Origin of the sequence: Microterricola viridarii, assembly GCF_001542775.1 — a bacterium.
Taxonomy (GTDB): Bacteria; Actinomycetota; Actinomycetes; order Actinomycetales; family Microbacteriaceae; genus Microterricola; species Microterricola viridarii_A.
Map to the genome: position 1 here is coordinate 2,647,249 of NZ_CP014145.1, position 17,962 is coordinate 2,665,210.

General features: G+C 66.8%; 21 protein-coding genes. 7 read left to right on the top strand and 14 right to left on the bottom strand.

What is annotated here, in order from left to right:
* Positions 1–50 precede the first annotated feature (50 nt).
* Complete coding sequence (locus AWU67_RS12125) at positions 51–947, bottom strand: SDR family oxidoreductase (protein WP_067229382.1); 897 nt, start codon at positions 945–947, stop codon at positions 51–53.
* A 99-nt stretch (positions 948–1,046) separates the two neighbouring features.
* Between AWU67_RS12125 and AWU67_RS12130 the strand changes: the two genes are divergently transcribed.
* The 3 genes from AWU67_RS12130 to AWU67_RS12140 all read left to right on the top strand — a co-directional run bounded on the left by AWU67_RS12130 (position 1,047) and on the right by AWU67_RS12140 (position 3,121).
* Positions 1,047–2,264 carry a YihY/virulence factor BrkB family protein gene (locus AWU67_RS12130; protein WP_234407241.1) on the top strand — a complete coding sequence of 406 codons (1,218 nt, stop codon included), beginning with the start codon at positions 1,047–1,049 and terminating at the stop codon, positions 2,262–2,264.
* Positions 2,254–2,718: a hypothetical protein gene (locus tag AWU67_RS12135; protein ID WP_129586707.1), complete on the top strand. Its 465-nt coding sequence runs from the start codon at positions 2,254–2,256 to the stop codon at positions 2,716–2,718. The genes AWU67_RS12130 and AWU67_RS12135 overlap by 11 nt, the downstream gene beginning before the upstream one ends.
* A gap of 67 nt (positions 2,719–2,785) precedes the next feature.
* Positions 2,786–3,121, top strand: coding sequence for a hypothetical protein (locus AWU67_RS12140; RefSeq protein WP_067232702.1), 336 nt, complete (start codon positions 2,786–2,788; stop codon positions 3,119–3,121).
* Between the two features lie 61 nt (positions 3,122–3,182).
* On the opposite strand, the gene AWU67_RS12145 is transcribed toward AWU67_RS12140, so the two are convergent.
* Complete coding sequence (locus AWU67_RS12145) at positions 3,183–3,428, bottom strand: hypothetical protein (protein ID WP_234407242.1); 246 nt, start codon at positions 3,426–3,428, stop codon at positions 3,183–3,185.
* A 305-nt stretch (positions 3,429–3,733) separates the two neighbouring features.
* On the opposite strand from AWU67_RS12145, the gene AWU67_RS12150 reads away from it, so the two are divergent.
* Both AWU67_RS12150 and AWU67_RS12155 read left to right on the top strand, forming a co-directional pair.
* On the top strand, positions 3,734–3,973 hold the full coding sequence (locus AWU67_RS12150; RefSeq protein WP_067229395.1) for a hypothetical protein: 240 nt from the start codon (positions 3,734–3,736) through the stop codon (positions 3,971–3,973).
* Positions 3,974–4,068: 95 nt separating this feature from the next.
* Positions 4,069–4,809, top strand: coding sequence for a hypothetical protein (locus tag AWU67_RS12155; protein ID WP_234407243.1), 741 nt, complete (start codon positions 4,069–4,071; stop codon positions 4,807–4,809).
* Positions 4,810–4,980: 171 nt separating this feature from the next.
* Here the strand turns inward: AWU67_RS12155 and AWU67_RS12160 are convergent, their stop codons facing one another.
* The gene (locus AWU67_RS12160; RefSeq protein WP_067229397.1) at positions 4,981–5,604 is read right to left on the bottom strand and encodes a TetR/AcrR family transcriptional regulator; all 624 of its coding nucleotides are present in this window, start codon (positions 5,602–5,604) and stop codon (positions 4,981–4,983) included.
* A gap of 255 nt (positions 5,605–5,859) precedes the next feature.
* On the opposite strand from AWU67_RS12160, the gene AWU67_RS12165 reads away from it, so the two are divergent.
* On the top strand, positions 5,860–6,537 hold the full coding sequence (locus AWU67_RS12165; RefSeq protein ID WP_234407244.1) for a YdeI/OmpD-associated family protein: 678 nt from the start codon (positions 5,860–5,862) through the stop codon (positions 6,535–6,537).
* Between the two features lie 11 nt (positions 6,538–6,548).
* On the opposite strand, the gene AWU67_RS12170 is transcribed toward AWU67_RS12165, so the two are convergent.
* The 7 genes from AWU67_RS12170 to AWU67_RS12200 form a co-directional block, all read right to left on the bottom strand.
* A complete protein-coding gene (locus AWU67_RS12170) occupies positions 6,549–7,436 on the bottom strand; it encodes an NAD(P)-dependent oxidoreductase (protein WP_067229400.1) in 888 nt (295 codons plus the stop codon).
* Positions 7,433–8,080, bottom strand: coding sequence for a DAK2 domain-containing protein (locus AWU67_RS12175; RefSeq protein WP_067229403.1), 648 nt, complete (start codon positions 8,078–8,080; stop codon positions 7,433–7,435). The genes AWU67_RS12170 and AWU67_RS12175 overlap by 4 nt, the downstream gene beginning before the upstream one ends.
* Before the next feature lie 7 nt (positions 8,081–8,087).
* Positions 8,088–9,089, bottom strand: a complete 1,002-nt coding sequence (locus AWU67_RS12180) for a dihydroxyacetone kinase subunit DhaK (protein WP_067229405.1) — start codon at positions 9,087–9,089, stop codon at positions 8,088–8,090.
* A 24-nt stretch (positions 9,090–9,113) separates the two neighbouring features.
* The gene (locus AWU67_RS12185) at positions 9,114–10,250 is read right to left on the bottom strand and encodes an ABC transporter permease (protein ID WP_234407245.1); all 1,137 of its coding nucleotides are present in this window, start codon (positions 10,248–10,250) and stop codon (positions 9,114–9,116) included.
* A complete protein-coding gene (locus AWU67_RS12190; protein ID WP_067229407.1) occupies positions 10,247–11,293 on the bottom strand; it encodes an ABC transporter permease in 1,047 nt (348 codons plus the stop codon). The genes AWU67_RS12185 and AWU67_RS12190 overlap by 4 nt, the downstream gene beginning before the upstream one ends.
* Complete coding sequence (locus AWU67_RS12195) at positions 11,293–12,807, bottom strand: sugar ABC transporter ATP-binding protein (protein ID WP_067232710.1); 1,515 nt, start codon at positions 12,805–12,807, stop codon at positions 11,293–11,295. The genes AWU67_RS12190 and AWU67_RS12195 overlap by 1 nt, the downstream gene beginning before the upstream one ends.
* Before the next feature lie 70 nt (positions 12,808–12,877).
* Positions 12,878–13,921, bottom strand: coding sequence for an autoinducer 2 ABC transporter substrate-binding protein (locus AWU67_RS12200; protein WP_067229410.1), 1,044 nt, complete (start codon positions 13,919–13,921; stop codon positions 12,878–12,880).
* Between the two features lie 186 nt (positions 13,922–14,107).
* Between AWU67_RS12200 and AWU67_RS12205 the strand changes: the two genes are divergently transcribed.
* Positions 14,108–15,040, top strand: a complete 933-nt coding sequence (locus AWU67_RS12205; RefSeq protein WP_234407246.1) for a DeoR/GlpR family DNA-binding transcription regulator — start codon at positions 14,108–14,110, stop codon at positions 15,038–15,040.
* Positions 15,041–15,044: 4 nt separating this feature from the next.
* Here AWU67_RS12205 and AWU67_RS12210 read toward each other — a convergent pair whose 3' ends face one another.
* The 4 genes from AWU67_RS12210 to AWU67_RS12225 are packed head-to-tail and all read right to left on the bottom strand — an operon-like array spanning position 15,045 to position 17,908.
* Entirely contained in the window at positions 15,045–15,839 is a 795-nt protein-coding gene (locus tag AWU67_RS12210; protein ID WP_067229415.1) for an alpha/beta fold hydrolase, read from the bottom strand.
* Positions 15,840–15,893: 54 nt separating this feature from the next.
* Positions 15,894–16,148 (bottom strand): hypothetical protein, encoded by a 255-nt coding sequence (locus tag AWU67_RS12215; protein WP_067229418.1) that lies wholly within the window; start codon positions 16,146–16,148, stop codon positions 15,894–15,896.
* Positions 16,149–16,160: 12 nt separating this feature from the next.
* Positions 16,161–17,309 carry a GDSL-type esterase/lipase family protein gene (locus tag AWU67_RS12220; protein ID WP_067229421.1) on the bottom strand — a complete coding sequence of 383 codons (1,149 nt, stop codon included), beginning with the start codon at positions 17,307–17,309 and terminating at the stop codon, positions 16,161–16,163.
* Positions 17,306–17,908 carry a TetR/AcrR family transcriptional regulator gene (locus AWU67_RS12225; RefSeq protein ID WP_067229424.1) on the bottom strand — a complete coding sequence of 201 codons (603 nt, stop codon included), beginning with the start codon at positions 17,906–17,908 and terminating at the stop codon, positions 17,306–17,308. Before AWU67_RS12225 ends, AWU67_RS12220 begins: the two co-directional genes overlap by 4 nt.
* Positions 17,909–17,962: the final 54 nt, after the last annotated feature.

Consider the following 17,962-nt stretch of genomic DNA (forward strand, 5'->3'; position numbering starts at 1 on the left):
TTCCTTTCGTTGGCCAGCGTCACTGGCATGGTGTGTGGATGGAGGTCTTTTCACGGGGTGGGAATTCCACCGTTGGCGTTCAACGTCTCCCCGATGACATAGCTGGACTCCGGCGACGCCAAGAACACAAATGCCGGCGCCATCTCGGCCGGCTGGCCGGCTCGCCCGATGGGCGTGTCGTGGCCGAACTCGGAGATCTTCTCGTCTGGCTGGCCGTCGGTGACCTGGAGCGTTGTCCAGACGGGGCCCGGCGCCACGGCGTTCACCCGGATGCCGCGCTCCGCGAGCTGGGCGCCAAGCGCCTTGGTGAACGTGTTGATTGCCGCCTTCGTCGTCGCGTAGTCGACAAGGATGGGCGACGGCTTGTAGGCCTGCACCGAGGTGGTGTTGATGATGGAGGAGCCAGCCGGTAGGTACTTCAGCGCGGCCTTCGTGAGCCAGAACATGGCATACACGTTGGTGCGCATTGTCGCGTCGAACGCGTCATCGCTCAGGTCCTCCAGCTTCTCGCAGTAGACCTGTTTGCCCGCATTGTTCACCAGGATGTCCAGACCCCCGAGGGCCATCGCCGCCTCGTCCACAACGCGGCGGCATTCCTCACCGACGGAGGCGTCCCCGGGAAGGAGCGCTGCCGTTCTGCCCTCCGCGTCAATGAGCTCTGCGATCCGTTCGGCGTCGCTCTGCTCGCTCGGCAGGTAGGACAGCGCCACATCGGCACCCTCCCGGGCGAACGCAATGGCCACGGCGGCGCCGATGCCCGAGTCCGCACCGGTGATGAGTGCCTTGCGGCCGCTCAGTCGACCCGTTCCGCGGTAGCTCTGTTCACCGAGATCCGGGCGGGGGTCGAGCCGGCTGTCGAGGCCCGGCTCGTCCTGATGTTGCACCGGGGGCGTGATCGCGTCGTAGCGCGTCTTCGGATTGTCGAATGTGTATTGGTCGTTGGTCATCGTGCTCCCTTCGATCGCGTCGTCATCCCACGCTAGGCACGCCCCTCGTTCGGTACCAACGGGTTGACAACCGCCTCGTCTCGACCTATTGGCGCGGCGATGCCGGCGGTGCTCGCCGCAGTCACCGCGTGCGATGCGGCGATTGTCAACCCCTTGTTCATTTCGGTGCGGCGCTGGCAGCCTTGGAATCAGACCGGGCGATGGGCCACAAGCCCATCCCTTCCAGAACAGCAACGCGGAGAAAGCATGGCCGACACCATCCCCCACACGGAACCCCGCAAGCCCCCGCTGCCCGATGACGCACGCAAGCCGACGTGGCCGTGGCAGTTGGAGCCGCGTTCCTGGCGGTTCGCGTTGCGGAAGACGGTGCGGGAGTTCAGCAGCGACAACTGCCCAGACTCGGCCGCCGCTCTGACCTACTACGCCGTGTTGGCCGTCATCCCCGGGCTGATCGCGCTCGTCTCGATCCTCAGTCTCCTGGGGAATGGTCAGAAGTTCTCCGAGATGCTGCTCTCGATCGCGCAACAGGTGGCGCCCGAATCGGCGGTCAGCCTGCTCAACACCGTGCTCGACCAGGCCAGCTCGCGGCAATTCGCCGGCGCGGCACTCATCGTGAGCATCGTGGTCGGAATCTGGTCGGCCTCGGCCTACACCGGGGCCTTCAGCCGGGCGATGAATCGGGTGTACGGCGTCGCCGAAGGGCGCGGCTTCGTCCGGCTGAAGTTCACGCAGCTGCTGGTCACCCTGGTGGGCATGATGCTGATTGTGGTGATGACGGTCTTGGTGGCCATCGGTGACACCACCGCCACAGCGATCAGCCAGTACTTGGGTCTCGGCGACCAGGCGGTGCTCATCTGGACGCTCGCGAAGTGGCCGCTGCTCATCCTCGCGATCATTCTCGCCATCGCACTGCTTTACTACGCGACCCCGAACATCAAACAACCCAAGTTCCGCTGGGTCAGCATGGGCGCACTAGTGGCGTTGGTGGCCATCGTGGCGTTGACGGTTGGGTTCACCTTCTATGTGTCGAACTTCTCGAGCTACGACAGAACGTATGGCGCCCTGGCCGGCGCGATCATCTTCCTCGTCTGGGTCTGGCTGTCCAACGTCGCCCTGTTGTTTGGAGCGGAGTTCGATGCGGAACTGGAGCGGGCCAGGCAGTTGCAGGCCGGGATCGCCGCAGAGCACGGCATCCAATTGCCCCTGCGTTCGGCGAAGAAGATCGCCAAGACGAATGCGAAAGAGGCGAAGGATGCCGCCGAGGGGGCCGGCATTCGCATCGAACAGCAGAGACGGGAGAAGCACAATGAAAAATAGTATGACCGCGGTCATCGACGTCGACGCCACCGTCGACGAGGCGTATGCCCACTGGCAGCGTTCCAACGATTCTCCGCCGGGCCGACTGAAAGTATCCGAGTCCGAGTCCGAGTCCCGCGTGCACTGGGTGGTGCGAGTAAACGGCGTTCAGGACGACAGCGCGCCCTCACCCGGCGGATGGGACGACAGCGGACGCCTCTCCACGTGGGCGAGCCCAGACGTCAGCGGGCCCACCGGCGAGGTGGCGTTCGATCCGCTCGAGGGAGGGCAGACCAGGGTCACCATCTCGCTGGAATGGCAGCGGCCGGATTGGCAGGAGAGCCCCATCCCCTTGATCTTCCTGGACGGCGTGCAGGTCGACGCAGACCTGCGCAGCTTCAAGCGCGAACTTGAGGGCCAACAAACAGAATCGCCCGACTGGAGGCAAATTCTGAGCCGCTTCGAGGCCCTCTAGACACGCCGCCCACTCATTTGTGATCGCCCAGCTTGCTTTCCCCGCTGGACTGCTTCATTCTGTGACAATGGGTGAACTTATTTACGGTGCTGAAACCTCCTACGAGATGGAAGATCGCACTCTCGCCCACGTCAAGGTCGCCGCTGGCGCGAAGCTTCGGCGGCAAGAGTCGTTCTACCTGAGCTGGGTCGTGCCAGCTGCAAACGGCTCCGGGCGAGTGAGCATTTGGCTGTCTCCGGCCATCCCGCTGCAGTTTCACTTTCGGGGAAACACCTCCCCCAGGTTGAACCCGGTCTGGGTCCAGGCGCTGGAGCTCACCGCTGTCAGTGACCGTGGCATGATCGTCCTGCCCGAGAAAGAGGCCGAAGCCTACATTCGGGAACACCCGATCGTTCCGGCCTGAGACCCGTGGCCGAACGGCCGCGCGGCGATTGCCGCCGCGGGCCGAACGACGTGGACCCGCGTCAGGCCACCGCGGCTGCCGGTTCCGGGTCGACCCGGAGGTCGCCAGAGCCGTTTGTGCTCACCATCATCTCGTTGAGCCAGGACCGATTGAGCTCGGGGCGGTCGGAGTCGTCAAACTCGAATTCCAGTGGAATCGACGGGTGAATCCACAGCGAGATCCGGTGGTTCTGCTCACCGCGGTTCTCGATGCACGAGAGAGTGAACGACTCTTGGCGCCGCAGCTTTGTGACGACCACTGACTTCACGTGCGCGAGAGTGCGATCGTCAACTTCGACGCGCCTTTCCCCTCCACCATAAATAATTGCGCCCACGGATCGTGCCCCCGTTATCTCGTTTGAAGCCGATCGGCTTCGACGGCCGCCCGTTGCCCACCACAGTGAGTGGCCGGCGAAGACTGGGCGGTCCGAGCCCACTCTACTGGGTGACGCCCATTCGGGGGGCATTCGTGATGCGGGATTTTTAGCATCTGTACGGCCGGCGGTCAAGCCCACGCGGGCCGCCCCCGGTCGGCATTATCGTGATGAAATCCGAACGATAGGAGTTGATCCAGATGAGTGATGTGAACGACAACCGACGGAATGACCCGCAGCAGCGGGAGGACGATCTTCTGATGGAGGATGAGATCCTCATTGAGGATGCTCTCACCGAGCCCGGCGCGGCTGAGCGCAGGGAAGTGGTCAACGATGGCGAGGCGCCGGCTGATGCTGCCGACAGCGAAGAGGACAGGACCGGTGTGCTCGGTGACCCCCGGGACCAGAACATCGGCGAAGACACCGGCATGCTCGAGTAGAGCCCGCGCAGCTCCGGCCACGGTAGCCGGATGCGCTCACCACGCGCCTCTGGGCGACATTCTCGATCGAACAGTTGGCGGAAGGTGGAATCGACGTGACGAACTCACACGGCCGCGAAGCCGACATCGACATTAGCAACGACCGGGCGATCAAGCGGGCGGCGAGGACCGAGCACCGGTGGCCGGCGGTGGCAGCGGTCCTGCTGGCACTCTCGCTCTATGCGTTCCTGCCCACGGACGTGACACCCACCGCATTCAGAGTCGTCGTCATCATTGTCGCGTTGAGCATGCTCATCCCCGTGATCGTTCTGAACCCGGTGCGACTGAACAAGCAGACGTCGTGGTCGCGCAGGCTGTCCGTCGGCCTGCCTCTCCTGCTGGCGCTAGCCAACTATGCGGCGCTTCTCCAGATTGTCATTCTTCTGACCACCACAGGCTCGAAGGATGCGCAGTCGATTCTCGTCGCGGCTGTGCAGGTGTGGATCACGAATGTGATCGCCTTCTCGCTCGTCTACTGGGAGCTCGACCGCGGCGGCCCGGTCGCGCGACGCGTCGACAAGAGGGAGGAGTTGCCACTGGCTGACTTCAGGTTCCCCCAGGACGAAGACCATGACGCCATCACGGAGGTCGCGAAGCGGTCCTCGGCAACCATCGACTGGACGCCGTCGTTCATCGACTACCTGTATGAGGCGGGCGTGGGCGCCATGGCATTCAGCCCCGGCGCAGCCGTGCCTCTCTCCTCCCGGATGAAGGCGCTGATCTTGATGCAGTCGGGCGGTGGCTTTGTGATGCTCGCGCTGATCATCGCCCATGCGGTCGGCCAGATCGGGGCCTGAGACCGCTGTCCGCAACCTGCCGCGGGAGTGCTCCGCACCCGTGGTGCGGGGCGTTCTGCGTTCACAGGGGTGGCTCCTTGTGGCTACAGTCCGCGGATGTCGCGGTACATTCTGCGTCCGCCTCAACGCGAGTCTGCAGCCGCAGACGTCGTCCAAGGTCCACGGCATGCTCTACAAAACGGCCCGCAACTCGGCGATGGCCGCGTCGAATGCCGCCTCACTGGCCTGCACGTCACCGATCGACGACAGCCAGCCGCCGGCCATCACCGTGAGTGCGGTGTAGGCGGCATTCACGGCAAGTGAAGCCTCGCGTTCCGGCTGACCGGGCAGACGAGCCAGATCGGGGTGCGCACGCAACCACCTCGCGGCCTCCGCCATCAGGCGCTCCCCCGACTCGATGAGCAGAATCATGCCGACACGGCGGGCGGCCGGCTGCTCGGTGACGAGCCGACCCCGCAGCCGGGCAACATCGGAGTTGACGTGGGAATGGCCGATCGAGGCGAAGATCAGCCGATAGATTCCGCGAGTCAGATCGCCGGGCGTCTGAGCGAGTACCTCCGCGGCCTCGTCCCCGCCCAACACCGGGATCGGGCGCCCAACGATGGCGGCGTCGCGCGACGGAAAGTAGTTGAACAGCGTGCTGCGCGAGACATCAGCGCGATCGCAAATGGCCTCAACGGTCACGTTCTCGAAGCCCAGCTCGAGCGCGAGACCGGCGGATGCCATCTCGATGGCGTTCTCGGTCGCGCGCCGTTTGCGGGCGCGCAATCCCTCAGGGGCGGGTGTCTCAATCACAGGCGTAGTCCTCCGGTCCGCGGCGTGAGTCGGGCGGAATTCGGGGTGTCGAAGTCTTATGACGAGTCTACGGCGCGCGGCCCAAAAACCACGGTTGATTAGCTTTACACGCCCGGCGCGGCCTGCCACCATCAGGTATCGACTCGTGGGGCCAGGCTGCGGCACCACCATTACGGAGACCCGCATGATGACCCCACCCAGCCCCGATACCGAGCTGCTCGCCGCCGCGACAGCACCAGCTGGCGGGAGCGCGCAGTGAGCGGGACGATCGGCAGACCGGGCGGCACCCCCGAGCGGCCTGCCCTGTTCTTCTCGACGCCCGAGGAGTTCCGGGCCTGGCTGGAGGCCAACCACGCCACCGCCACCGAGCTCTGGATGGGGCTGTACAAGAGGCATGTGCCCGACCGCGGGCTGACCTGGGAGCAGGCCGTGCCCGAGGCGCTCTGCTTCGGCTGGATCGACTCGGTTGCCCAGCGCATCGATGACGATGCCCGGCGACAGCGCTGGACGCCCCGCAAGAGCGCGAGCACCTGGTCGACCGTGAACATTGCGCTGGTCGAGCAGCTCACCGCCGAGGGCCGGATGCGGGAGGCAGGGCTGGCCGCGTTCGAGCGCCGCCGCACCGACCGCTCCGGCATCTACTCGCACGAGAACCCCGACCAGGAGCTGCCGGCAGAGGCCGCGGCACGGCTGGCGGCAAACCCCGCGGCAGCCGCCTTCTGGGCGGCAGCCACGGCCACCTACCGCCGCCAGGTGACTCACTGGGCGCTCACGGCGAAGCAGGAAGCCACCCGGGAACGACGCTTGGTGCAGCTCATCGATGACAGCGCCGCCGGCCGGCTGGTTCCGTTTCAGCGCTACGGCGAGCTGCCGAAGTGGGCGGAGCGCGCCGCCGCCGCCGCGCAGGCGGCAGCGGCAGCGCAGTCCGACTGAATGCAGGCGCCTCAGCGGGCCAGCGAGACCCCCGCCTCGGCGGCAACGGATTTGATCAGGGCAGATGCATTCTCATCGGAGAAGCCGGCCTCGACCGCGGCATCCACATAGTGGGCTGCCGCGGCAACACTCGGTACGGCCACTCCCAGCCCCTGCGCGAATTGCTGGATCAGCCGGCTATCCTTCTGCATCAGCTTGAGGGCGAACGCCGGCGCATAGTCGTCGGCCAGCACGGCCGGACCAACGCCGTCGAAGATCGGCGAGCGGAAGTCGGTGACCTTGAGCACGTCGAGCACCGCCTGCAGGTCGAGCCCGGCCCGGGCCGCCAACGTCAGCGCTTCGCCCAGGGCGAGCAGCTGCGAGGCGACGACGAGGTTGCCGACGAGCTTCATCCGCACGCCCGCCCCACCGGGGCCCATGTGGTGCACGGTCTCGCTGATCGGCGCCAGCACGCCCGCGGCGTCGGCGAAGGCGTCGGCGTCCCCGCCGACCACGACCCAGAGGCCTCCGCCCTCGGCCTCGCCACGCGAGCCGAAAACGGGGGCGTCGAGGAAGCGCACCCCTCTGGCCTCGAACGCCTCGCGCTCGGCGGCGCTGACCTCCGGGCTGATCGTCGACAGGTCGATGACCAAGCTTCCGGGCTCTGCGATGGACGCGAGCCCGCCCTCGGCCAGCACGACCGCGTGCACCGCCGCGTCATCGCTCAAGCAGTACATCACGACCTCGGCGCCGGCGATGGCCTGCGCGAGAGTCGGTGCCGCTGTCGCGCCGGCGGCCACAGCCTGTGCGACCGGGGCCGCGGAGCGGTTCCAGACGGCGACCCGGTGCCCAGCGCCGAGCAGGTTCTTCACCATGCCGAGGCCCATGGTGCCGAGGCCAAGGAAGGCGATGTCGGTCATGCGGAGGGGGTCGCGGTTGAGGCGTCCACGGGTGCGTTCGTCGCCTTCCAGGACTGCAGGAAGCGCAGGTAGGCGGTCGCGCCCGGGTCCTGCAGGCCGATGCTACGCTCCTGAAGCCAGGAGGCACGGCCGCGCCGGGACTGGAGTTCCTTCGATGCGATGACCCCGTTCTCGGCGGCGACGATGGCGGCGTCCAGGCCGCTCTCGCCGGCATCCGTCGCCAGCAGGGCCTCTGCGGCAGGGAACATGGCGTCGAGGATCGTCTTGTCGCCGACCTGGGACTTGCCGCGCTGGCTGATCGACTCGGCCGCGGCGAGCGCGAAGCGCCCGATCTGCTCGCCCTCAATCGACGGGGTATCGCCCCAGACCCGCGATCCGGCGAGCAGCGCGCCGGCAACCAACGCCGCCATCGTCGACGGGTTCGCGTTGGCGAACGCCTTGGCGCAGGCCAGCACGACTTCAGAGGGGGTGGCCGTCTCGGGGAGCGCGTTCAGCGCTTCCGCCGCGGCGGCGGCACCCAGCGACACCGTGATGCCGAGGTCACCGTCTCCGAGTGCCTGGTCGAGGTCGCCAAGCTCCTCGGAGTACGTCGTGAACTCGCCGAGGCAGTTGCGGATCGCGATGCTCAGTTCATTGCCATTCATGTTTGTTTCACGCTTCCTTGAAGAACGGGGATTCGGCCGGCGCGTTGAGCAGCGCGAGCCGCTCATCGTTCAGCGCCAGCAGGGAGATGGATGCGCCGGCCATTTCGAGGCTCGTCGCATACTCGCCGATGTAGTTTTTGCTGATCGTGATGCCCTGCTCCGAGAGCAGCTGGTGCACGCGACGGAACAGCAGGTAGAGCTCCTCCAGCGGGGTCGCGCCCATGCCGTTGACGAGCACGGCCACCCGGTCGCCGGAACCGATGCCGAGATCGGCAACCAGTCGTTCCGTGAGGCGCTCCGCGATGCGATCGGCGCTCTCCAGCTCGCCGCGGTGGAATCCGGGCTCGCCGTGGATGCCGATGCCGACCTCCATCTCGCCGTCACCGAGCTCGAAGCTCGGCTTGCCGGTCGTCGGCAGGATCGTCGGCGAGATGCCGATTCCCATCGTCGCGGTGTTGTCGATGATGTCCTCGGCAACGGCGGCGACCTGCTCGAGCGTGTCGCCGCGCTCGGCGGCGGCACCGGCGCCCTTGAAGGCGAACAGGATTCCGGCGACGCCGCGCCGGTCAGCGGAGCGTTCCTTGGGCTGGCTGGCCACATCGTCACGCCCGATGGCGGTCAGCGTGGGAATGCCCTCGAGCTCGGCCATGTCGGTGGCGAGGTCGAAGTTGAAGACGTCGCCGCCGTAGTTGCCGTACAGGTAGAGCACACCGGCGCCGCCGCTGACGGCCTTGGTGGCCTCCAACACCTGGGCGGAGGAGGGCGACGAGAAGACGTTGCCGATCGCGACGCCATCGCACAGTCCGCGCCCGACGTAGCCCTTGAACAAGGGCAGGTGTCCGGAGCCGCCGCCCGTGACAATACCGACCTTGCCCGCAACGGGCGCGTCGGCGCGCACCAGCACGCGGCGGTCGTCTGCCGGGGTCTTCAGCAGGTCGGGGTGGGCCAACAGGATGCCCTCGACGAACTCGTCGACGAAGGCGGCGGGCTCGTTGATGATCTTCTTCATGTGCTTCTTGGTCCTTCTTCTCAATCAGGGGCGGAGCGAGGCGGCTTCGACGGGCGAGGCGGTTGGGGGCGGCGGCGCAGCGGAACGCCTAGGTCGTTTCGTTCGGGAGGAGGAGACAGAGTCGAGAATCATCACACCGATCAGGATCACGCCCTGCGCGATGGCGTACTCATAGGAGGAGAGTCGGATCGCGGTGAATCCGCTGGAGACCACCTGCAGTGTGAGCGTGGCCAGCACGACACCGGTCACCGAGGCGAAGCCGCCCGTTGGGTTGGTGCCACCGAGCACGGCGATCACGATCACCAGCAGCACGTAGGACGACCCATAGTCGGCCGAGGCTGTCGGGTTTCGCGCCAGGAACAGCACTCCGGCGAAGCCGGCGAGCAGGCCGCCGACCGCGTAGGTCTTCATCAGCACCGCGCGCCGCGGGATCGCCGAGTAGTGTGCGGCCACCGGGTTGGCGCCCTCCAGCTGGATCATCCGGCCGAGTCCGGTGCGGTTCACAAGCACGGCGACCAGAGCGGCGACGACGAGGAAGATGATGAACAGCAGCGGGACGTTTGCGATTCCGGCCTGCCCGATCGTCCCGAGGATGGCGGGGGCCCCGTAGAGGGTCGACCCGCCCGTCCAGACGATCGCGATCCCGTTGTAGATCTGCATCGTGGCCAGCGTCGCCAGAATCGGTGTGATTCCCACGACACTCACCAGGAATCCGTTGAACATGCCGCCGAGCATGCCCACCAGCACTCCGGCGGCAACGATCAGGATGGCCAGGCTCTCGGCCAGCTCGGGGCTGCTCGCGGCCACCGCGGTGTGCAGGGTCGAGATGGTGATCGCAGAGAAGTTCGCGATCGCAACGAGCGACAGATCGATGCCGCCGGTCAGCATCACGATCATCATGGCGATGGCGATGATGCCGATCTCTGGCGCCGCGATGGCGATGTTCTGCAGGTTGATCGGGCTCATGAACACCCGCGGATTGAGCACCGTGAACAGGGCGATGGCCGCGAGCAGCGCGACGACCATGCGACCGGCGCCGCGGTTGGCCCCCGAGCGGCGCACGAGGCGCTGCGTCCAAGAGTCGATGTGGTCATTGGCCTTGCGCAGCGCGATCAGCTCCGTGGCGGAAGCCTCGGGGCGCGTCTTCGAATCCGGGCTCATGCTCCCACCTTCTGTTCCTGCGTCTGGTCGAGCTCGAGATCTTCGTTCACGTGGATGCGGCGGGAGTCTCTGCGGGCGACGACGGCCTGGATGCCGACGCCGAGAACGAGCAGCACGCCGATGGCCGTGCGCAGCCAGGCGCTGGGCACTCCGGCCAGCAGCAGGCTGTTCTTCATCACCTGCACGAGCAGCACACCGAGCACGGTGCCGATGACGGAGCCTCGGCCGCCGAAGATGGACGCACCACCGAGCACCACGGCCGCGATGATGTCGAGCTCCCCGCCGACCAGATCGCGCGGGTTGGCGCTCCGGCTCAGCACGATGTGGATCACTCCGGCGATCGCCGCGAGGGCACCGACCAGCATGTAGACCGACACCTGTACGCGCTTCACCTGGAATCCGGCACGTCTGGCCGCCTCCATGTCACCGCCCATGGCGTAGAGCGAGCGCCCGAACATGGTGCGCTTGAGCGCCCAGGCCACGAGCAGGCAGAGCAGCAGCACGGGCACGACCAGCACGTGCAGGTAGGCCCGGCCGGAGCTGGTCTCGACGTCGAGCAGGTTGCTGGTCGCCAGCGCTGCCATCGATCCCGGCAGCTCCGCGTAGTAGCTTGCGCCGACGACTGTGTACATCGCCCCGAAGAAGATGCCCTGGGTGCCGAGGGTCACGATCAGCGTGGGGAGGTTGAACCGGGCGATGACGATGCCGTTGACGAAGCCGAGCGCGGCGCCCACGCCGATGGCGATCGCGAAGATGCCGATTAGCCCGGGGTCGAAGCCCAGCGTCAGGCAGAACGACACGGTCGAGTAGCCGGCGAAGATGGCGATCGCGGCAAACGACACGTCAATGCCACCGGTGATCACGACGATCAGCACACCGAGCGCGAGCACCACCGGCACGATCGCGCTGCGCAGGATGGAGAATCCGGTGTTCAGGGTGAAGAAGGTGGGGTTCGCGATCGACATGGCCACGATCAGCCCCAGCAGCACCAGGGCGAGCACGCCCTCATTGTTGGAGCCGCGCAGTTTGCGGAGCATGTCCATCAGGCCGACATCCTCTCTTGAATCGCGTCCACGGTGATCTGGTCTCCCTCGAGGGTGTGGGTCAGGCGTCCCTGCCTGACGACGAGCACGCGGTGGCACGAGGCGACGAGCTCTGGGGCGTCATCCGAGATGACGATCACCGCCATGCCCTTGGCCGCCTGCACGCGCAGGAGCTCGAGAATCTCTTCTTTGGAGCCGATGTCCACTCCGACGGTCGGCCCGTTGAGCATCAGAACCGTTGGCGCCGTGGCCAGCCACTTCGCGAGCACGACCCGCTGGGCGTTTCCGCCCGAGAGCGTGCGCACGGGCGCTTCGGCATTCGGCGCCTTGATCTTGAGGCCCAGAAAGTACTTCCGGATGGTGGCGGCGATTCCCTGCCGGCTGAGCGTTCCCCACCGACTGCGGTGGGAGGGCAGCGACGCGGCGATGATGTTGTCGGCGATCGACTTCTCCAGGAAGAGCCCCTGGGTCAGACGGTCCTCCGGTACATAACCGATGCCGGCAGCGACGGCGTCGTGGATGGAGCGGATCGAGACCAGCTCGCCGCCGACCCGGATCTCGCCGGCATCCGCCGGGGAGACGCCGAACAGCGATTCCGCGATCTCGGTGCGGCCAGAGCCGAGCAGGCCCGTGACGCCGAGGATCTCGCCGCGGCGCAGCTGGAACGACACGTCGCGGAAGGCGCCGGCCAAAGACAGGCGCGATACGTCGAGCGCCAGCGGGGCCTGGGGGTCCAGCTCGCTGACGACCCGAGAGTCGTCGACTTCGCGGCCCGTCATGTGCAGCGCGATCGAGCGCTGGTCGAACTCGGATGTCAGCCCGCTGACGACCTGTCGACCGGAGCGCATGATGGTGAGTCGCTGCGAGATGGCCAGCACCTCTTCGAGCTTGTGCGAGACGAACATCAGCGCGACGCCCCGGGCGCGGAGGCGCTCGACAAGGGCGAAAAGCCGGCCGACCTCGGTGTGGGTGAGCGCGGTCGTCGGCTCGTCCATGATGATGGCGCGCGCGTCGTTGACGAGCGCGCGGCAGATGGCCGTGAGCTGCTTGTCGGCGACAGAGAGGCTGCCGACCTTGCGGTCCAGGTCGAGGGTGATGTCGAGCTCGCGCAGGATCGCCTCGGCCTTGGGCCGGACGGCGCTCGGCGTGTAGAGGCGTTTGCCGCTCGCAACCTCGGCGGTCAGAACGATGTTCTCCGCGACGGTGAGGTTGGGGAAGAGCGAGAAGTCTTGGTAGATGACTTGGATGCCGCCCTGGATGGCGGCGTGCGCGTTGATCTGAGCGTGCGAGACGCCATCGATCACGATCTCGCCCGCGTCGGGGCGTTCCGCGCCCGAGATGATCTTGATGAGCGTCGACTTTCCGCAGCCGTTCTCTCCCGCGAGGCAGTGCACCTCGCCGGGGATCAGCTCGATGGAAACGTCGGTCAGCGCGGGCACCCCGCCGAAGCTCTTCGAGATTCCGCGCGCGGAGACGAAGGGTGCGTGCGGCGGGGACGTGGTCGTGACAGTCACGGAATACCTTTCGAATTCGAGCGTCTGGGCGCGCATCACGTGGATGCGCGCCCAGACTGAACTCGGTTGACTAGAAGTCGTACTTAGCGGCGGTCTTCGCGTCGGCGGCCACAGAGGCGGCGCCCACGAAGACGTTGTCGTATCCGGCCAGCTTCTTCAGCGAGTTGTAGCCCTCAACGCCGAGGTCGGTGCCTTCCTCGATGGTGCCGCCCTCGGCCAGGATCTGCGCGATGGCGAGCTGGGCCTCACCGGCGAGGGCCGGGTCCCAGAAGAAGATCTTGTCGATGGAGCCGTCGGCCAGGTACTGGTTCGCGACCGAAGGGATGGAGGTTCCCATCACGCAGACCTGCTTCTCGAGTCCGGCTTCCTGCACGGCACGGGCGATGCCCGGAACGTCGTTGCCGGCCGAGCCCTGGAACCCGGCGATGTTCGGGTACTTGGCCAGAACCTCCTTGGCGCGCTCGTAGGCGGTGCCCTGGTCGTCGGTGCTCTCGATGGGGGTCTCGACGCGCGTCATGCCCGGGAAGTTCGCGGTCTGGTTGTCGTAGGCCGCACCGACCCACTCCATGTGCGTCTGCGCGGTCAGGCCGCCGACGAACTGCACGTACTCGCCCGTGCCGCCCATGCAGTCGGCCAGGTTGTCCATGATCTCGGAGCCGTAGGACTCGTTGTCGAAGGCCTCGATGTCGATGTCGACGTTCTCGATGCCGGTCGCCTCGTGCGAGACGACGATGATGCCCTGATCGCGCGCCTGCTTCAGCACGGTGGAGAGAGCCTCGGGCGAGTTGGGCACAACGGTGATGGCCGTCGGCTTCTGCGCGATGAGGTCCTGAACGATCTGCACCTGCTTCTCGGGGCTGACATCGTCTGCGCCTTCCTGGCGGGCGTCGATACCGGTGCGCTCGGCGAATGCCGCGACGCCGACAGCCATGCGCTGGAACCAGGGAATGGTCTGCGCCTTCACGACCGTCACCATGACCATGTCGCTGGCGGATGCGGGGGTGTCGCCGCCGGCGGAGCCGCTCCCGGCCGATCCGACTGAGGTGCAGCCGGTGAGCGCGAGAGATGCTCCCACGAGAAGTGCTGCGCCCCGGAGGGTGTGCTTGCGATTCATTCCGTTGACTCCTTTGTGAACGATGCGTGACATGGCCACGCCTGGTGCTGCCGTGGGGGATGTGTGCCTTGAAGGAAGCTATCCCCCATTCGCTCACAATGTCAAGCGATAATGCGCGGATCTTGCGCACTAGTGCGCAAATGGTTCGCGTAAACGACGCCAAACCCGAGCAACACTGGCATTTGGGTGCGCACTGACGCCGCATTCGCCCGCAATCCGGGGCGCCGGCGGGTGCAGGCCGGAGGATTCGGATGCCGCGCCACGCCGAAGCGTGCGCACTTTCGCGCAAAAAACTTTGCACTCTGGCCAGTATCGCCACTAGCCTTCAGTGAGAACAGCCGCGAACGTCGCGGCAAAAACAGCTTCGCGGGAGGTGGATGCGTGTCACGACAGGCCGAGATTATCGACGTGCTGATGGACTCGGGCTTCCAGTCGGTGAACAGCCTCGCCTCGCGCTTCGCGGTGACCACATCGACGATTCGGCGCGACCTTGAGCGGCTCGAATCCATGGATCTCGTGCAGCGCACCCACGGTGGAGCAATCCCTGTCAAGCAGTCGGACACGCCGCGCCAGTTCAAAGAGGAACTGCACCTGGCCGAGAAAGCCGCCATTGGCCGCGCGATGGCCGAGCGCATTCTGGAGGGGCAGACGGTGTTGCTCGATGGTGGCACCACCACCCTCGAGGTGGCCCGCCACCTGACCAAGCGCCGCCTGACCGTGGTGACGAACGACCTGCGTGTCGCGATGGAGATCGCGCAGCGGCGCTCGGCACACCTGGTGTTCATCGGCGGCGAGCTGCTGCCGGACATCTACACACTGTGGGGGCCGGCCGCCGTTCAACAGCTGGAGAACCTGCGCGTGGATGTCGCCGTTTTCGGGGCAGACACGATCAGCGTCGATGGGCTCTACAACACGAGCAGCTACGAGGTCGAGATCAAGCGGGTGATGCGCTCCATCGCGAAAGAGGCCTTCTTCGTGGCGGACAGCTCAAAGTTCGGCCACGAAGCCCTCTTCAAGGTCTTGGACGTCGACGATTTCACCGCCGGCATCACCGATGACCTGCTCGACCCGCTCCGCGCATCCCAGTTCCCGATTCCGATCATCCAGGTCGGCGTTTAGCGCCTCACGCCTCGAAGAAGTTGAGCGCGGCCTCCCGGAACACCCGTGAGCCCGGGGCGTTGAAATGGTGCCGGCCGGGCACCTCCAGGAATGAGCCGTTCGGCGCGGCATCCGCCAACACCTTCGACTGCTCGAAGATGGCGTCATCGCTGCCGGTGGCGAAGAGGATCGGCTGCAGCGGCGGGTGTGCGATGTCGGGGTCGGCGTCGCCGGATCGCATCCCCTCGGCGAGCGCGACGAGCGCCAGCAGGTCGTTGCCGGCGACACGCTCGGACAGCGCCACATAGTTCTGGGTGGCCGGGTCTTGCACCGGGGTGCCGTCTTCGGCGAAGGCGCGCACCTGCTCGATCCGCAGCCGGGCGAGCGGAACACCGTCGGGGATGCCGCCGAGCACGGCGCGCTCCACCCGCTCCGGGTGCACAGCGGCCAGCTGCCAGCCGACGCGGGCGCCGAGCGAATAGCCGGCGTAGAGCACGCTTTCGAGCAGGTAGGTGTCGAGCACGGTGACCAGGTCGTCGACGAAGCTCTCCATACTGAAGTCCACGGACTCGTGCGGCTTGTCACTGGCCCCGTGGCCGCGCTGGTCGACGCCGAGCACCCGGAACCCGGCGCGGGTGAGGTCGCGCACCCAGCCGGTGTTCACCCAGTTGTCGCGGCAGCTGGAGGCGAAGCCGTGCACGCACAGCACGGTCGGCGCATCGTCATCGCCCCACAGGTAGGTGGCGATGCGGCGTCCGTCGGCGGCCATCACGAACTGCGGCTCGGGCATCTCGGTCAGGGCGGGGAGCACGGGAGTCATGGTTCCCATTCTGGGCCTTGGAGAAGTCACGCGCTGCGCGGTGGGCCACGCCGCTCAGTCGGAAGGCTGACGGGACGCGCGTTCGCCGGCGAGCTCGCCGGTGGAGAAGTCCACGACCGAGAAACACGTCGCATCATCCTGCGGATCGGAGACGGCGTACGGCGAGACGGCCGACCCCGAGGGGATCGGGCGCCACGGCCGCGAATCCGCCCGCGAACGCGTCGCTACGTCGTTGTACAGCTCGTCGTGCAGCACCGCCACATCGGACTCCTGTCGCGCGCGGAGCCCGACCCTCTCATTGCTGATCATCAGAACAGTTGATCACACAGCCGGCGCGAATGCCCCGCCGGCAGCAAATACCTGCTCGACGAACCGCTCGCCGATCATCTGATGCGTGGCGCCGTCTGGGTGCAGGCCGTCGGGCAACGGGTGCTGCACCGCATCGGCCTCGCCGTACAACGCGGTGCCCTCCAGGAAGTGCAGGTGCGGGTCGTCCGCCCGCCGCTCCATCACGGTGTGCAGCTCGCGGCGGATCCTCTCGAGGGTGAGTCGCGTGGCGTCATCCGCGTCGCCCGTTGCGATGAAGCGCATCTGACCGGTGCCGAACGAGGCGGGGTCAAACGCACCCGGCCCCGGTGTCTTTTCATGGATGCCGCAGAAGATCGGTGAGACGAGGAGGAGCGGGGTGTCGGGGTGGCCGTCTCGAATGGTGTCGAGGAACCCGTGGATCGCCGGCACGAATGCACGCAGCCGCATCACATCCAGGTTGACGAGATTGATGCCGAGCTTGACGCTGATGAGATCCGCGGGCGTGTCCCGCATCACTCGGGCCAGGAACGGGTCGGCGAGCGCGCTGCCGCCCAGGCCGAGATTGCGCAGCGAGACCCCGGCGCGGAGCGCGGCGACGGCCGGCCAGATCTCGGTCGGCGCGGCCGCGTTGGAGCCGTGGCTGATGGAACTACCGTGGTGCAGCCAGACCCGCGCGGGGCTGGCGTCGGCGACGAGCGGGGCATCGGAGCGAAGCGTGAGCAGCTCGAGCGTCTCATTGTGCGGCAGCCAGAACTCCACCCGCTTCTCCCCCGCCGGCAGACCGCTGACCCGAGTGATGTGGGCGGGGCCGGGGTGGAATGCGGTGTCGCCGGTCTGCAGATCCACCTCGACACGATCGCCGCCATTGAGCTCGTCCCGGAGGTGGAGAGCCCCGTCGACGAGCACGTCGATCCGGCCGCGCGGGCGCTCGGCGCCGCGATACGCGACCCGCGATGGATGCGTCGTGAGCTCGACGCTCGTTGCCGCGGTGCGAACCACCAGCCGAACGCCGGAGGGCTGGGCCTCCATCGCGAGTAGCTGGGCATCCGGGAACTGCCGGCGCGCCCAGTCGGGCAGCCGGTGCAGGCGCAGGCCGCGTTCACCGGGCTCCACCTCCGCAGCGCCGTGAATAAGTGATTCGGTGATGGGCGTGCTGATCACGCGCGTTCCTCCATTTCGGTGGGCCGCACGGTGTGCGTCGCCCAGGCGCTGAGCGCCACATCGAGTGCGGAAAGTGCCCGCGCCCACGAGGCCTCGGTGTCTTCGTCGCGGTTGCCGAAGGATCCGACCCGCTCCAGCGTGAGGAAGCCGTTGATCGTGGCGCCGACGAGGCGCGCCGCGTGCACGATCTCGGGTTCCGGCAGCTCATAGCCGCGGATCACGGCCACAAGCTGGGCGCCCATCCGCTGTGCCGCCGCTGAGGCCATGGTGCCGGGCGATGCCGGGCGCTGCAACGCCGTCCAGCAGCCGGGACGCTGCTCGGCGTACCGTCGATGCGCTTCGCCGAACCCAATCAGTGCGTCCGTCGCCGATCTCCCGCCGATTGCGGCGGCGACCCTATCGGCGAGCTCATCCAGGGCGATCTCATGAACGCCCTCGATGACGGCACCCCGATCGCGTACATGGGAGTACAGGCTGGCCGGTTTCACGCCGAAGTGTCGGGCGAGTTCCGAGATGCTGATGGCGTCGAAGCCATCGCGGTCGGCGAGTTCGGCGGCTGCAGAGAGCACGACGGGGCGGGTGAGGTTGGCGCGGGGCATGCAGACATCCTACATGCTTTAGGTTTTTGCCTACTGCATGTAGGAAAAGGTGGG

Coding starts and splice junctions, on each gene's coding strand:
- AWU67_RS12125 (WP_067229382.1), bottom strand. CDS start 947: ATGACCAACGACCAATACACATTCGACAATCCGAAGACGCGCTACGAC.
- AWU67_RS12130 (WP_234407241.1), top strand. CDS start 1,047: ATGCCGGCGGTGCTCGCCGCAGTCACCGCGTGCGATGCGGCGATTGTC.
- AWU67_RS12135 (WP_129586707.1), top strand. CDS start 2,254: ATGAAAAATAGTATGACCGCGGTCATCGACGTCGACGCCACCGTCGAC.
- AWU67_RS12140 (WP_067232702.1), top strand. CDS start 2,786: ATGGGTGAACTTATTTACGGTGCTGAAACCTCCTACGAGATGGAAGAT.
- AWU67_RS12150 (WP_067229395.1), top strand. CDS start 3,734: ATGAGTGATGTGAACGACAACCGACGGAATGACCCGCAGCAGCGGGAG.
- AWU67_RS12170 (WP_067229400.1), bottom strand. CDS start 7,436: ATGACCGACATCGCCTTCCTTGGCCTCGGCACCATGGGCCTCGGCATG.
- AWU67_RS12175 (WP_067229403.1), bottom strand. CDS start 8,080: ATGAATGGCAATGAACTGAGCATCGCGATCCGCAACTGCCTCGGCGAG.
- AWU67_RS12180 (WP_067229405.1), bottom strand. CDS start 9,089: ATGAAGAAGATCATCAACGAGCCCGCCGCCTTCGTCGACGAGTTCGTC.
- AWU67_RS12185 (WP_234407245.1), bottom strand. CDS start 10,250: ATGAGCCCGGATTCGAAGACGCGCCCCGAGGCTTCCGCCACGGAGCTG.
- AWU67_RS12190 (WP_067229407.1), bottom strand. CDS start 11,293: ATGGACATGCTCCGCAAACTGCGCGGCTCCAACAATGAGGGCGTGCTC.
- AWU67_RS12200 (WP_067229410.1), bottom strand. CDS start 13,921: ATGAATCGCAAGCACACCCTCCGGGGCGCAGCACTTCTCGTGGGAGCA.
- AWU67_RS12210 (WP_067229415.1), bottom strand. CDS start 15,839: ATGACTCCCGTGCTCCCCGCCCTGACCGAGATGCCCGAGCCGCAGTTC.
- AWU67_RS12215 (WP_067229418.1), bottom strand. CDS start 16,148: ATGATCAGCAATGAGAGGGTCGGGCTCCGCGCGCGACAGGAGTCCGAT.
- AWU67_RS12225 (WP_067229424.1), bottom strand. CDS start 17,908: ATGCCCCGCGCCAACCTCACCCGCCCCGTCGTGCTCTCTGCAGCCGCC.